Raw genomic sequence first — 14047 nt, forward strand, 5'->3', positions numbered from 1 at the left:
CTGGTTGATTGCGCAATGTGACGATTTCGTTACAAGGCGCGGATGGACCAGGGGTGGGCGAAACTCGATCGGATGCGCCGGCGGGCGTATAAGGGCGGCTGAATGCGTCAGATCGCCGCCCTTCCCTATTCGACCGGCCCCGACGGGTCGATGCGTATCCTGCTGATCACCTCTCGCGATACGCGGCGCTGGGTGATTCCCAAGGGCAATCGCATCAAGGGCATGGCCGGCCACCGCGCCGCAGAGCTGGAGGCCTATGAAGAGGCGGGCATTCACGGCATTGCCTGCCCCGCGCCGCTCGGCCGCTATCGCTATGACAAGAAACGGCGGCGGGGCGACACGAAAGAGGCGACGGTCGAGGTTTTCCCGCTTGCGGTGACGGGCCAGTTGTCGCAATGGCCCGAACAAGGGCAGCGGGAACTGCGTTGGTTCCCCGTTGCCGAAGCTGCAAAGGCTGTCGACGAACCCGATCTGCAATCCATCATCGCCGCTTTCCGCGAACCGCCCCGGGACCCGGGCCTGTTCGTGCGGACGTTGCTGCGGGTCAAGGAATGGCAAAGCGAAAGGACTGGAATGCTGCGCTGGTTTCACGCGCTGATGCCCAAGCAAGGGCGCTTTTTCGAGCAGTTCGAGGATCATGCCGCGACTTTGGTCGCCGGCGCCGATGCGCTCGCCAAGCTGCTGAAGGGCGGGCCGGACATCGACGCCCACATCAAGGAGATTTCGGACCGGGAGCATGAGGCGGACGACATCATCCGCGAAGTGCTGCAGGATGTGCGCCGCATCTTCGTGACGCCGTTCGACCGCAGCGCCATTACGGGGCTGATCGGGGTGATGGACGACGCCATCGACCAGATGAACCAGACGGCGAAAGCCATCGCGCTGTTCGAGGTGAAGGAATTTCCGTCGCAGATGCAGGACATGAGCGCCCTGATCGTCGAATGCGCGCGGATCACGGCGGAGGCGATGCCGCTGCTGCGGTCGCTGAACCTGAATTCGGCGCGGCTGCATGACCTGACCGAACGGCTGGTGAAGCTGGAGGGGCATGCCGACATCCTGCATGAGGCGGGGCTGAAAGCGCTCTACAACCAGGCGCGGCAGGGCAATCCGATGGATTTCGTCGTCGGCAACGAAATCTACAGCCATCTGGAGAAGGTGACAGACCGGTTCGAGGATGTCGCCAACGAGATTTCCGGCCTGGTCATCGACCACGCCTGATCCGGCCAGAGCAGATAGATGGAAGCCCATATCGCCTTTCCGCTGCTGATCGCGCTGATCGGGGTCGCGCTGCTGTTCGATTTCCTGAACGGGCTGCACGACGCCGCCAATTCGATCGCGACCATCGTGTCGACGCGGGTGTTGAAGCCGCAATATGCGGTCGCCTGGGCGGCGTTCTTCAACTTCATCGCCTTCCTCTTCTTCGGGCTGCATGTGGCGGAGACCGTGGGCAAGGGCATTGTCGATGCCAGCATCATCGATCCGGCGGTGATTTTCGGCGCGCTGATGGGGGCCATCGCCTGGAACCTCATCACCTGGGGACTGGGCATCCCCTCCTCCAGCAGCCATGCGCTGATCGGCGGGTTGCTGGGTGCGGGAACCGCCAAGGCGGGACTTTCCGCCGTGGTGTGGAGCGGGGTGTTCAAGACCAGCGCCGCCATCGTGCTGTCGCCCGCCATCGGGCTGGTGCTGGCATTGCTGCTGGTGCTGGTCGTGAGCTGGATTTTCCGGCGCTTCACGCCGCAGGGGGCGGACCGGGTGTTCCGCAAGATGCAGCTTGTGTCGGCGTCGCTCTATTCGCTGGGGCATGGCGGCAATGATGCGCAGAAGACGATGGGGATCATCGCGGTGCTGCTCTATTCGCAGGGCATGCTGACGGGCGGGTTCCACGTGCCCTTCTGGGTGGTGCTGAGCTGTCAGGCGGCGATGGGCCTTGGGACGCTGCTGGGCGGGTGGAAGATCGTCCACACCATGGGGTCGAAGATTACGCGGCTGACGCCCGGACAGGGATTTTGCGCGGAGACCGGCGGGGCGCTGACGCTGTTCCTGGCGACGCATCTGGGCGTGCCGGTGTCGACGACCCACACCATCACCGGCGCGATCGTGGGCGTCGGGGCTTCGCGGCGGCTGTCGGCGGTGCGGTGGAACGTGGCGTCGAGCATCATCGTCGCCTGGGTGGTGACGCTGCCGGCGGCGGCGGTGATCGGCGCGGCCTTTTACGGGCTGACGCGGCTGTTCTGACGGGAAAAGGGCGCGGTCGGTTTTTCCGCCGCGCCCTTCCCTCTCCTGAACCCTGAAACGCTCAGCTCACCCGGCCGAGGCGGTGGTAGAGATTGGCGTATTTGACAGATTCCGGCTTGTCCTGAACCTCGCGCAGATAATGGGCGATGGCGGTTCGGATCAGGCCGAAATCCTCCTGGGAGAAAACCGCGCGGGAGCGGGCGGGCTGGGGTGCTTCGGTCGTTTCCATGGGTCTTCCTTTCCGTTGGGATGACGCATCAAACCATGAACGAGTCGGTCAATGAAGGCCGATTAGTGAAGCGGTGTCATGCGGTGACTTGTTCATATTGTCATTTTTTGACATAATGACAGTATGGCGGATGATCGGAAACTTTATCTGGGGCCGAAGCTGCGGGTTTTGCGGCGGGAGCTGGGGCTGAACCAGACGCGGATGGCGGAGGAACTGGGGGTGTCGCCCAGTTACCTCAACCATCTGGAGCGTAACCAGCGGCCGTTGACGGCGCAGATGCTGCTGCGGCTGGCCAATGTCTATGACATCGATATTCGCGATTTCGTCGCCAGCACGCAGGAAGGGGCCGCCAGCGCGCTGGGGGAGATATTGTCCGACGCGCTGGTGCGCGACATCGGCATCGCCCGCGACGAAGTGCTGGAGGTCGCGGAAAATTATCCGGGGGTGAGCGAGGCTATCGGACGATTTTACCGGGCGCTCAGCGATTTGCGGCGCCTGCCGGAGCAGGTGGCGTCCGGACTGGCGGGGGCGCCGGGGAGCGTGGCGCCGCTGCATGCGCCGCTCGACTGGCTGCGCGAGACGATCGCGCGGGCGGGCAATCATTTCGCGGAGCTGGATGCGGCGGCGGAGTCGCTGGCGGGGGAACTGGGCGACGATCCATCGGCCTTGCAGGCGGGCATCCGGGCGCGGCTGAAGGAGCGGCATGGCATGGCCGTGCAGATCGTGCGGGAGGATGTGCTGGCGGGAACGCTGCGCCATTATGACATGCACCGGCGGCGGCTGTTGCTGAGCGAGCGGCTGGCCTCTTCGGGGCGGCTGTTCGCGGTGGCCTATCAGCTTTGCGCGCAGGAACTGGCGGACGCGATAAGCGGGCAGGTGGCGCGGGCGGGGCCGCCGGACGAGGACAGCCGCCGCCTCGCCGGAATCGCGCTCACCAACTATGCGGCGGCGGCGCTGATCATGCCCTATGACCGTTTCGCCAAGGCGGCGGAGCAGAGCCGGCACGACCTGCCGCTGCTGCGGGCGCGCTTCGGCGTGTCGATGGAGCAATTGGCGCATCGGCTGACCAGCCTGGGGCGGACGGGGGCGCGGGGCGTGCCCTTCTTCATGGCGAAGGTGGACCGGGCGGGCATCGTGTCGAAGCGCTTCGACGGGGAGGCGTGGCCCTTTGCGCGGCTGGGGGGCACCTGTCCGCGCTGGGACGCGCATGAGGGGCAGGCGCCGGATGCGGTGCACACGCAACTGATCGAGACGGTGGACGGGCGGCGCTTCGTCAGCCTGACGGTGGGCTTGCCCAAGGAGGGCGGCGCGCGGGGGCGGTCGGTGATCGCGCTGGGCTGCGAGGCGAAGCATGGGGCGCGGATCGTGCATGCCGACGGGATCGATCTGGAGAAGGGCGCGGCGACCGGGGTGGGGCCGACCTGCCATCTGTGCGAGCGGCGGGGGTGTCCGGATCGCGCCCTGCCGCCGGTGACGCGGGCGCTGGATCTGCATGGCTATGAGCGGACGGTGGCGCCGTTTCCGTTTCGGCGGGTTTGAGGGGGGATTTGGCCGGTGGCGGAATGTCGGCTTAGGGCGCCGTTTAGCAGAAAGCCGCCCTCCTCTAATTCAATTAGGAAAATCTCTCATCTCCTCAGTTTGGCATGCCTTGACGCTCAGGATTGTCAACCCAGAGTCGAGCCGTCTCAATAAATGCCCACACATCATCAACCCCGGCTTTCAGATAAAGCGCATCTTCTGGGTCGGCCCCCATTGCTTCGAACATGGCCATCAACCAATTTTGCTTTGAAACCTGTCCGGAATTTTAGTCTTCAGCCAACACTCTAATTCGCCGACCGGTACAAACATGACGCCAAAGGATGCAAATCGACTGAGTAAATCTTCCGCAGCGCTTTTGTCGGAACCTAAGGCATCAAGACCAAGTTTTTTACAGTTGGCGCGACCAGCTTTCTCCATAGCTAATTTTATCGATGCCCGCTCTTCTTGTAGACCGTGAAGCGATGCGGCATCTAAATTCACCAATTGCCAAATCGATGCAAAATCCTTGCTCATAAGAACATCAAAGTCGAATACAGCGAGTGCAGGCACCCCCAAACGTCGCAGCGGTTCCACTAGACGAGGTATTGTTTGCCAGTTCTGTGCATTCATAAAGATGCAATCTTCGATGCCTCGATCATCAGCGCTCATGCGCGCATTGACTTCTTCGTAAAAAGCCCGATCCGCATCGGCTTCGCAAATAATTGCTCCGCGATGGAAAAGTGCCCTCAAGCTATGTGCCGAACGAAGAAGCGGGTCATTCATTAACTGCCGAATTTCCGTGGGATCGAGCGAGCGTGCACTTGCTAATCCACCGGTATAGGTCAGCCTCACAATTCGAAGATTAGGTTCAGATTGCATACAGCCCAGCAGCAACTCTGAACTGTGACTTGCCATAATCAGTGAAGCTTCGCGGTCCCGTGCCGCTTTTGCGAGCACTTTTCCGACGCGCCGAGCGAGCGTCGGATGCAAGAATGCCTCCGGCTCGTCAATTAAAATGATCTTATCTGGCAATCCCAAAACTGCGGCAACAAGACCAACCGATGTTTGAACGCCATCACCGAGCGATTGAATAATCGGGGCATCCCCATCAAACCGACGTGCACTATCATCAAGCGCCTGCTCTTCAGTGTCACTTTTTGGAGCCCGGTTGCTCAGACGAACACGGAAAGTAGTCATACCGGTTGGATCAACAACAAAAAATTTCCCAAAAGCTTGCTCAGTGAACTTACGAACTGCTTCGCGAATTTTTTTCGACTTAAAGAGATGCCACAGCAGATTTTCGGGCGGGCGATCAAGATCTCCCGTTGGCTTTGGGTCGATCAGCTCAAACCGCGTGCGACCATCAAGTCGAGTAGTGAAAAATCGAACAAAATACTGACGAAGTTGTAAAATTTGATTGTTTTTATGCCAATCAACAAAGCTCGTACTCTGTATTTGAGTTCTAAGCTCTTGCTCGTTATTTCTAGATCGTGGGCGAAAAAACCAGAGAATTCCTGGTTGCACTCCCTGCCCTTGGGGGGCTTCCGTCCGGTACACCATCATCATTCGATCAATCGCCTCACCGTTTTGGGGCATGGCAATTTCGATTTGGTCTAAAAGGACAGACGACACTTCTAGGCCCGAGCAATACGCCTCAATTTCGCGCAAGGTCTGGCTTTTGCCTGCACTGTTCGGTCCAACCAGTATGGTCACATTTGGGCATTCAATTTCAAGAGGAGGTTGGTCAGGTGCACTGCCAGCTACAAATCGCAGGCGTTCTATCCGTAATGTGTCTTTCATCTGGCTTCCACGAAAATTCCACCTGTGACGCCATCATCGACTGCAACAGCAACCAATTTTCTGTTCTAAGACGCGATAGCAATGCTTCCAAAAATGGTGGCAGCTTTCGGGAATAGCGGCAAGCGGTCCGAACGGCGAAGACGGGCGCAAAGCTGCCGAAGCCCAAGTTAGCAGGCAAACAAAAAGGGGCCGCCGGGCAGGCGACCCCTTTTATCCTCTCCCTAAAGCGGGCAGGCCGTTCTTTAGTCGGCCTTCGTCTGAAGGTTGACGGCCGCATATTTGCCGCGGCGGTCTACTTCCAGTTCGAAGTCGAGGCGGTCGCCTTCATTCAGGGCGCTCATGCCGGCGCGTTCTACGGCGCTGATGTGCACGAATGCGTCGGGCTGGCCGTCGTCGCGCTGGATGAAGCCGAAGCCCTTCATTGCGTTGAAGAACTTGACCGTGCCGCTGGCGCGTTCGCCGGTGAGCTGGCGCTGCGGGCCGCGGTCGCCGCCGCCCGGACGATCGCCGAAGCCGCCGGCGCGGGGTTCGCGGGGGGCGCGTTCGGTGACGGGGAGCGGTTCGCCCTCGATCTTGAGATCGGTGGCCGACACCTTGCCGCCGCGATCCACCAGGGTGAAGCCGAGCGGCTGGCCTTCGGCCAGGCCCGTCAGGCCCGCCTGCTCGACGGCGCTGATGTGGACGAACACGTCTTCGCCGCCATCGTCGCGGACGATGAAGCCGAAGCCCTTCTGCCCGTTGAAGAATTTGACCACGCCGGTGCCTTCACCGACGACCTGCGCGGGCATGCCGCGGCCACCGCCGCCGAAACCGCCGCCGCCGCCGCGACCACCGCCAAAGCCGCCGCCACCGCCGCCGCCGCCGAAACCGCCACGGTCGCCGCCGAAGCCACCACCGCCGCCGCCACCGAAGCGGTCGCCGCCGCCGAAGCCACCACGATCACCACCGAAACCGCCGCGGTCGAACCCACCGCCGAAGCCGCCACGGCCGCCTTCATAGAAACTGTCGTCGCCGAAACTGTCGCGCTTGTCCTTGCCGCGCCCGCCGCGGCGACCTCTATCAAAACTCATGCCCTGTTGGTCACTTTCGCTTCGCCCCAGACTAAACCAGACAAGCATGTCGGGCGAATGACATGCAGAATCCACCGCTCACGCGCGGTTTGGGAATCACTATATCAACTTTTCCGGGACAGGCGAATGATTTTTGAGGCGGGTAAAAGGCCTGAAAATGGCGGCTTTGCGACCGCCCCGGTCGCCTTTCGTTCCCGGTCGCCAAGGGGCGATTGCGAACCGGCGGCTTTGGCCATAGAGGGGAGTCATGACCGTCCATTTCCATGAAGAGGATTTGCCCGAGGGCGTCCTTGCCCCCGGCCCGATCGCCGTCGACACCGAAACCATGGGGCTGATCACGCCCCGCGACCGCCTGTGCGTCGTGCAGATCAGCGACGGCGGGGGGGACGAGCATCTGGTCCGCTTCAACCCCGGCAGCGATTATGCCGCGCCGAACCTGCGCGCGGCGCTGGCCGATCCGGAGCGGCTGAAGCTCTATCATTTCGGGCGTTTCGACATTGCGGCGATCCGCCATTATCTGGGCGTGGTGGCGGCGCCCGTCTATTGCACCAAGATCGCGTCGCGGCTGGTGCGGACCTATACCGACCGGCATGGCCTTAAAGAACTGGTGCGCGAGCTGCTGGGGCAGGAGATCAGCAAGCAGCAGCAGTCGAGCGACTGGGGCGCGCCCGTGCTGTCGGACGCGCAGAAGGATTATGCGGCGTCGGACGTCCGGTACTTGCATGCGTTGAAGGCGGAGCTGGACAAGCGGCTGGTGCGCGAGGGGCGGATGGAACTGGCGCAGGCCTGTTTCGATTTCCTGCCGCACCGGGCGGAGCTGGACCTGGCGGGTTGGCCGGAGATCGACATCTTCGCGCATATGTGAGGGCTGAACCCATGTCGATACAGGCCGATCAGCAACGCAATGTGCGCCGTCACTGGGCGCGGCCGGGGGGGAGCCACGACCGGCTGGTCGGGCTGCTCAAGAACTGGTTGCCGGTGTCGGTGGGCGTGCTGGCGGCGTTGCTGGCGACGGCGCCCTTCACCGGGGGGGACAAGGTGAGCTTCGTGCTCGACAAGAACAAGGTCGAGGTGGCGAAGGAGCGGATGCGCGTGACCGAGGCGCTCTATCGCGGGGAGGACAGCAAGGGACAGCCCTTTTCCCTGCGGGCGGGTTCTGCCGTGCAGAAGAGTTCGCGCGAGCCGATCGTCGACCTTAACGACATGTCGGCGCGGATCCTGCTGTCCGACGGGCAGGCGCTGCTGCGGGCGCAGAAGGGGCGGTACGACATGGATACGGAACGGGTCGCGATCGACGGGCCGGTGCAGTTCCAGTCGGAGGGCGGATACCGGATGACCACGCGGGACGTGGGCGTGGACCTGAAGACGCGGCGGATGCAGAGCGCGGGGCGGGTCGACGGGCGGATACCCATCGGGACGTTCAGCGGCGACCATCTGGAGGCTGACCTGAGCGCGCGGACGGTGACGCTGAACGGGCGGGCGAGCTTGCGTATCGAACAAAATGGTCTCAAAGGGCAAAGGTGATGAGAAAGCCCCTTCTTTTGCTGTCGCTGGGCGCGTTGGGCGCGGCGGGCCTCCTGTATGCGGGGGCGGACGCGCAGGTGCTGAAGAATCATGACAGCAATGCGCCGGTCAACTTCACCGCCGACCGGATCGAGGTGCAGGACCGCGCCGACCGCGTCGTGGTGTCGGGCAATGTCGAGGTGACGCAGGCGGGCATGACGCTGAATGCGGCGCGGATGACGGTGGCTTACCGGAACCAGCCGGGGGGCGGGACCGGGCCGGGCGGCGTGGAGATCGACCGGATCGATGCGTCCGGCAATGTCGTGGTGCGCAAGGCGGACCAGACGGCGAAGGGCAATGTCGCGATCTACGACCTCAACAGCAGGCTGATCACCATGCTGGGCAATGTGTCGCTGACGCAGGGGGCGAACCGGCTGACCGGGGGGCGGCTGGTGATCGACCTGACCAGCGGGCGCTCGACCGTGGACGGGCGGGCTGCCGGGGGCGGCGGTCCGGGGATTTCCGGGAGCGGCTCGGGCGGGCGCGTGTCGGGGACTTTCACGGTGCCGCAGCGGAAGGATTGAGCCGGGGCGACGTAAGGAGCCTGGGCGGAGTTGGATGAAGGGGGCGGGCCTGTGGCCCGCGCGATCCGTTGGATCGCATCCCCCTCACCCAGCTACGACTAGGCAGCAAGCTGCCAAGTCTGCGCAGCCCTCTCCCTTGAGGGAGAGGGATAATGGGGGTTTGCTGACTGCCGTTGGTTGCCGTTTTGGGCTTTCGGCGGCGGTTATGGGCGGACGTCCCACCGGATGAGATCGACCTCGCCCCCTCCCCCCACCGTCAGTTCGCCGAAGGCGCCGGTGCGGAGTTTGAGGTCGGCGAGCGGCAGGCCTAGCGCAAGGAGCGCGAAGCGGGCGGCGCCGTTGCTGGTGATGAGGAGGTCGGCGCCCTCCCCTGCTTGCGCGAACCATTGCCTCCAGGCGGCGATGCGCGGTTCGGCGTCGACTTTCCAGTCCTTGGGCGGGATGCCCTGTTCGTCCCAGGCGGCTAGGGCCTGGGGGCCGAGGCGGGTCAGGACCTGCGCTTCGGGTTGGCCTTCGTCGGGGCCGTGGTCGATCTCGTTGAGCCAGGGAAGGGAGCCGTCGCTGGCGTGGCCGGTGGCGGCGGCGATGCTGGCGGCGGTCTGCCGGGCGCGGAGGAGCGGGCTGCTGTGGAGGCGGCGGATCGGCAAGTTCTGCGCCGCGAACCAGACGCCGAGGCGGTCGGCCTGGGCATGGCCGCTTTCCACCAGCGGAATATCGGTGCGCGCGCCGATGCGGCGGGCCTGCGCGCTGCTTTCGAAGGTGTTGCCGTGGCGGATGATGAAGATGCGGCGCATGGACTGATGATGTTTCCCGACTTCGCTCGAAACGAACGGAAGATGTTGAGGATCAGGGGGTGGGGTCGCCATGGGCGGCGATCAGCGCCTCGACACGGGCGATGTCGGCTTCGGTGTCGATGCCGGAGCTGTCGAAGACCGGCGGGGATACCGGGACGGTGGTGACGGGGATGCCGAGTTCGAGCAGGCGGAGCTGTTCGAGGCCTTCGAGATTTTCGAGCGCCGTGGGGGGCGTGGCTTCGAAGCGGGTAAGGGCTTCGAGCGTGTAGCCGTAGAGGCCGACATGGCGCCAGACTGGGGAAAGCGGCTGGCTTTGGCGCAGGGCGTCCTCGTTGCGGATGGCGGGGATGATGGTTTTCGAGAACCAGAGGGCGCGGCCGTCGGGCGCGCGGGCGCAGGTGGTGCCGCTGAAGGGCGAGCGGGTCTTGTGGTCGCGCAGCGCGTCGAGCGCGGGCCAGTCGAGGGCGATGACGGGGGTGGCGACCTGTGCGCCGGATTCCAGCGCGGCGATGACGGCGCGGAGGGCGTCCTGAGGCTGGAAGGGGCTGTCGCCCTGGAGGTTGACGATGAAGCGGGGTTGGCTGTCGCACTGGCGGGCGGCGGCGAGGGCGCGGCCGGAACCGGTGGCGATGGCGCTGTCGGTCAGGGCGGCGTCGCAGCCCGCGGCGCGGGCGTGGGCGGCGATTTCCTCGTCGTCGGTGGCGACGAGCAGCTGGATGTCGGAGAGGCCGGTCGTGGCCGCGCGGGCCATGGCGATGGTCCGGTGCAGCAGCGTGCGGCCCGCGATCAGGCGCAGCGGCTTGCGCGGGAGGCGGGAGGAGCCGGCGCGGGCGGGGATGACGATGAGGGTGGGCGGGGTCATTTCAGGAGCAATGCCGTTGAGGAGCTGCGTGAAGGGGCATGTGCGGAAAGGCGGTCAGGGGGCGGGACCGGGCTGGGTGGACGGATCGGGATGGGGGACATGGCCAGGAGCGGACGCGCGGTGTTGCCCTCCCCTTCAAGGGTGGGGGCGTGCCCCACGCGCAAACTCAGCCTGTAGAGGCACGCCCCCACCCCAACCCCTCCCCTGAAGGGGAGGGGCTTAATGGCGGCTTTCCACCCAAATCGATCAGGCTGAAGAACCCCGAATTTGCCCGCCCCGGCTTCCGCCTTTGCGGGAGTGCGGTCGTCCCTGGGGCGAATGGCGCTCAGGCGACGCCCGCGTGGAGGAGGTCGTGCATGTGGAGCGCGCCGACCAGGCGGTCCTTTTCGCAGACGAAGAGGAGCGTGATATTATGGTCGTGCATCAGGCGGAGCGCTTCGGAAGCCAGTTCTTCCGGGCCGACCGACACGGGCCTGACCGTCATGTAGCGGCCGACCGGCTCGTTCATGTGGCGGGTGCCGGTGACGGTGCGGCGCAGGTCGCCGTCGGTGAAGGCGCCGATCAGTTCGCCCTTGCCGTTGACCACCGCCGTGCCGCCAAGCCGGGCGCGGGTCATTTCGATGGTGGCGTCGAGCAGCGAGGCGTCCTCCTCCACGCGGGGGACGTCGCCGCCCGAGGCCATGAGTTCGCGCACCTTGACGAGCTGCGCGCCGAGCCGGCCATTGGGATGGAATTTATGGAAGTCGTCCGCCGAGAAGCCGCGCATTTCCATGAGCGCGATGGCGAGCGCGTCCCCGAAGGCCATCTGGATCGTGGTGGAGGTGGTTGGCGCCAGCGAATTGGGGCACGCTTCCTTCACGTCGGGCATCAGGATGCAGATGTCGGACGCCGCCGCGACCGTGCTGCGCTTGCGCGCGGTCATGCCCAGCAGGGGGATGGCGAAGCGCTTGCAATATTGGATGATCGGGCCGAGTTCGTTGGATTCGCCCGAATGGGACAGCATCAGCACGACGTCGTCCGGCGTGACCATGCCCAGATCGCCATGGCCCGCGTCGGCGGGGTGCAGGAAGATGGCGGGCGTGCCGGTCGAGGTAAGCGTCGCCGTCATCTTGCGCGCGACGATGCCGCTCTTGCCCATGCCGGTGACGATCAGGCGGCCGCGCACATTCATGATGATGCCGACCAGCCGCAGGAAGGTCGCCGAAAATTCCCGGTCGTTGAACTGGTTTTCGAGAGCGCTCAGCCCTTCGGCCGCGATGGACAATGTCCGGCGCGCGGTTTCCGCAATGCGCCCGCCTGAGCCGAATGGCACGATCTTCGTTACTGTCGACACGCGTAAGCCCTTTTTTCCACCGCCGCCGCCGGCTTTTTCCGACTGACGACAGCGGCGACGATCCACCGTCCCAGGGTGTTCCGTCCTTACCTCGTTCCGCGACCCGACCGGTCGAAACGACCGGCACCCGGCTGCCGGGGATAAGCGTCTTCCCCTAGTATTGGCAATCGATTTCGCAAGCGCGAATGATGATTTCCGCGCCATTAACGCCACAATGGATGAAAAAGCGATGAGCCGCCGAATAATATCGGCGGATGGCGGAACCTTTTACGAGGGAAGCGGTTGTGGGGCGCCGTGCTGCATTGCGCCACGGTCAGGGGAATAAACCTGTAAAGCGCGCCGTTTATGCGCCTGCCGCCCCACCATGATAGGCGCGGTACCAGTCGACGAAGCGGGGCACCCCCAGTTCGATCCCCGTGGTCGGCGCGAAGCCGATGTCCTGCGCGATGGCGCTGATGTCCGCGAAGGTCGCCGGCACGTCGCCCGGCTGCATCGGCTGGAAGTCGATCTCCGCCTTGCGGCCGCAGGCTTCCTCCAGGACGGAGATGAGGTGCATCAACTCCTCGGGCCGGTTGTTGCCGATATTGTAGAGCCGGTGGGGCGAGCGGCTGCCCCCCGCCTTGGGCGCGCCGTCATCTTCCGGCGCATGGTCGAGGCAGCCGATCACGCCGCTGACGATGTCGTCTATATAGGTGAAGTCGCGCTGCATCCGGCCGTGGTTGAAGACGGGGATCGGCTGGCCCGAGAGGATTTTCGAGGTGAAGATCCACATCGCCATGTCGGGGCGGCCCCACGGGCCGTAGACGGTGAAGAATCGCAGGCCCGTCATGGGAATGCGGAAGAGATGGGCGTAGGTCTCGCTCATCAGCTCGTCGGCGCGCTTGGTCGCGGCATAGAGCGAGACGGGGTGGTCGGCGCGGTCCTCCACCCGGAAGGGCAGCGTGTCGTTGCCGCCATAGACCGAGGAGGAGGAGGCGTAGACGAGGTGCCTCACCCGCCTTTCCCGCGCCACTTCCAGCATGTTGACATGGCCCGCGAGGTTGGAGCGGACATAGGCGTGCGGGTTGATCAGCGAATAGCGCACGCCCGCCTGCGCCCCCAGATGGACGATCGCGTCGACGGGATGGTCGTGCAGCGCCGCCTGAAGCGCGTCCATGTCGGCGAAGTCCAGCTCCGCGAAGGTGAACAGGCCGCCATGGCGATCGTGCAGGGCGGCGATCCGGTCCCGCTTCAGCGAGACGGGGTAATAGTCGTTCATATTGTCGATGCCGAAGACGGCCCGGCCTTCGGACAGAAGACGGTCCGCGACGGCCATGCCGATGAAGCCGGCGGCGCCGGTCACGAGGATTGTCATGGGTTGCGGGTTCCTGTCCTTGCCTTGGCGCTGGAGTCTTTCACAGACAATCCGGGAGGCGATGTAAAGGGCTTTCCCCAGAAGCTCCGTGTTAGTCCCTAAAAATTGCCGGGTTGGGATGCGGATGGGCTGGCGGAAATGGGTGGTTTCCTGCCATCAAGCCCCTCCCGTTCAGGGTCAAACGAGGCACGTGACTCGTTTGAAGGGTTGGGGTGGGGGAGTGCCTCTACAGGCTGAGTTTGCGCGTGGGGCACGCCCCCACCCCTCGGTCCCCTCCCCTGAAGGGGAGGGGAAGCATTGACGTCCGGTAGCCCCGGCCAGATGGAATATTGCATGAGGGTGGGACTGCATAAGGGTGGGACTGCATAAGGGTGGGACTGGGACCGGCCCTTGCAGACGCACGACTTGCCTGGATCGAGCCCAGATGATCCAAAGCCACTATTCAGGTCCGCCTTCGGCAAGCTAGACCATCCCTTTTCCCGGGGGATGGATTGCCGATCCTTGTCGAAATCGCCGGATGGCTGGGCGCGTTGCTGGTGTTGGGCGCCTATCTGCTCGTGTCGAGCGGGCATGTGTCCGGCAAGTCGGCCCTGTTCCAAGGGATGAACGCTCTGGGTTCGACGCTGTTCATCCTCAACACATGGTGGCACGGCGCCATCCCCTCGATGGTGCTCAACATCATCTGGCTCGGCATAGGCGCGGTCGCGTTGATGCGCATCGCCCGCCAATAGCCCTCATTTCAAAAACCCAAGAAAGGCTGGG

15 protein-coding genes are annotated in these 14047 nt (G+C 64.1%); 7 read left to right on the top strand and 8 right to left on the bottom strand.

Annotated features, from left to right (window positions below; genetic code table 11):
- The first annotated feature begins 102 nt into the window (after positions 1–102).
- Together H5V43_RS11840 and H5V43_RS11845 are read left to right on the top strand one after the other, a co-directional pair.
- Complete coding sequence (locus H5V43_RS11840; RefSeq protein WP_044661376.1) at positions 103–1218, top strand: DUF47 family protein; 1116 nt, start codon at positions 103–105, stop codon at positions 1216–1218.
- A gap of 18 nt (positions 1219–1236) precedes the next feature.
- Positions 1237–2238 (top strand): inorganic phosphate transporter, encoded by a 1002-nt coding sequence (locus tag H5V43_RS11845; protein ID WP_044661375.1) that lies wholly within the window; start codon positions 1237–1239, stop codon positions 2236–2238.
- A 61-nt stretch (positions 2239–2299) separates the two neighbouring features.
- Here H5V43_RS11845 and H5V43_RS11850 read toward each other — a convergent pair whose 3' ends face one another.
- Positions 2300–2467: a hypothetical protein gene (locus tag H5V43_RS11850; protein WP_007682549.1), complete on the bottom strand. Its 168-nt coding sequence runs from the start codon at positions 2465–2467 to the stop codon at positions 2300–2302.
- Between the two features lie 123 nt (positions 2468–2590).
- Between H5V43_RS11850 and H5V43_RS11855 the strand changes: the two genes are divergently transcribed.
- A complete protein-coding gene (locus H5V43_RS11855; RefSeq protein ID WP_025551113.1) occupies positions 2591–4006 on the top strand; it encodes a helix-turn-helix domain-containing protein in 1416 nt (471 codons plus the stop codon).
- Positions 4007–4100: 94 nt separating this feature from the next.
- On the opposite strand, the gene H5V43_RS11860 is transcribed toward H5V43_RS11855, so the two are convergent.
- The 3 genes from H5V43_RS11860 to H5V43_RS23775 all read right to left on the bottom strand — a co-directional run bounded on the left by H5V43_RS11860 (position 4101) and on the right by H5V43_RS23775 (position 6855).
- Complete coding sequence (locus tag H5V43_RS11860; protein WP_157846881.1) at positions 4101–4238, bottom strand: hypothetical protein; 138 nt, start codon at positions 4236–4238, stop codon at positions 4101–4103.
- Entirely contained in the window at positions 4238–5785 is a 1548-nt protein-coding gene (locus H5V43_RS11865; RefSeq protein WP_128830852.1) for an ATP-dependent nuclease, read from the bottom strand. The genes H5V43_RS11860 and H5V43_RS11865 overlap by 1 nt, the downstream gene beginning before the upstream one ends.
- A 242-nt stretch (positions 5786–6027) precedes the next feature.
- Positions 6028–6855 carry a cold-shock protein gene (locus tag H5V43_RS23775; RefSeq protein WP_048576282.1) on the bottom strand — a complete coding sequence of 276 codons (828 nt, stop codon included), beginning with the start codon at positions 6853–6855 and terminating at the stop codon, positions 6028–6030.
- 247 nt (positions 6856–7102) lie between these two features.
- Here H5V43_RS23775 and H5V43_RS11875 point away from each other — a divergent pair, with 247 nt between their 5' ends.
- The 3 genes from H5V43_RS11875 to H5V43_RS11885 are packed head-to-tail and all read left to right on the top strand — an operon-like array spanning position 7103 to position 8942.
- Positions 7103–7720 carry a ribonuclease D gene (locus H5V43_RS11875; protein WP_025552208.1) on the top strand — a complete coding sequence of 206 codons (618 nt, stop codon included), beginning with the start codon at positions 7103–7105 and terminating at the stop codon, positions 7718–7720.
- Positions 7721–7731: 11 nt separating this feature from the next.
- On the top strand, positions 7732–8379 hold the full coding sequence (locus tag H5V43_RS11880) for an LPS export ABC transporter periplasmic protein LptC (protein ID WP_044661371.1): 648 nt from the start codon (positions 7732–7734) through the stop codon (positions 8377–8379).
- Positions 8379–8942 (top strand): LptA/OstA family protein, encoded by a 564-nt coding sequence (locus tag H5V43_RS11885; RefSeq protein ID WP_025552210.1) that lies wholly within the window; start codon positions 8379–8381, stop codon positions 8940–8942. Before H5V43_RS11880 ends, H5V43_RS11885 begins: the two co-directional genes overlap by 1 nt.
- Before the next feature lie 203 nt (positions 8943–9145).
- On the opposite strand, the gene H5V43_RS11890 is transcribed toward H5V43_RS11885, so the two are convergent.
- The 4 genes from H5V43_RS11890 to H5V43_RS11905 all read right to left on the bottom strand — a co-directional run bounded on the left by H5V43_RS11890 (position 9146) and on the right by H5V43_RS11905 (position 13285).
- A complete protein-coding gene (locus H5V43_RS11890; protein WP_025552212.1) occupies positions 9146–9736 on the bottom strand; it encodes a histidine phosphatase family protein in 591 nt (196 codons plus the stop codon).
- Between the two features lie 52 nt (positions 9737–9788).
- Positions 9789–10598 (bottom strand): 3-deoxy-manno-octulosonate cytidylyltransferase, encoded by an 810-nt coding sequence (locus H5V43_RS11895; RefSeq protein ID WP_025552214.1) that lies wholly within the window; start codon positions 10596–10598, stop codon positions 9789–9791.
- A 325-nt stretch (positions 10599–10923) separates the two neighbouring features.
- Entirely contained in the window at positions 10924–11931 is a 1008-nt protein-coding gene (locus H5V43_RS11900; protein WP_044661368.1) for a KpsF/GutQ family sugar-phosphate isomerase, read from the bottom strand.
- A 343-nt stretch (positions 11932–12274) separates the two neighbouring features.
- The gene (locus tag H5V43_RS11905; RefSeq protein WP_099186370.1) at positions 12275–13285 is read right to left on the bottom strand and encodes an NAD-dependent epimerase/dehydratase family protein; all 1011 of its coding nucleotides are present in this window, start codon (positions 13283–13285) and stop codon (positions 12275–12277) included.
- 491 nt (positions 13286–13776) lie between these two features.
- Here H5V43_RS11905 and H5V43_RS11910 point away from each other — a divergent pair, with 491 nt between their 5' ends.
- The gene (locus H5V43_RS11910) at positions 13777–14016 is read left to right on the top strand and encodes a CBU_0592 family membrane protein (RefSeq protein ID WP_044661366.1); all 240 of its coding nucleotides are present in this window, start codon (positions 13777–13779) and stop codon (positions 14014–14016) included.
- Positions 14017–14047: the final 31 nt, after the last annotated feature.

Origin of the sequence: Sphingobium fuliginis (assembly GCF_015074805.1) — a bacterium.
GTDB classification, from domain to species: domain Bacteria; phylum Pseudomonadota; class Alphaproteobacteria; order Sphingomonadales; family Sphingomonadaceae; genus Sphingobium; species Sphingobium fuliginis.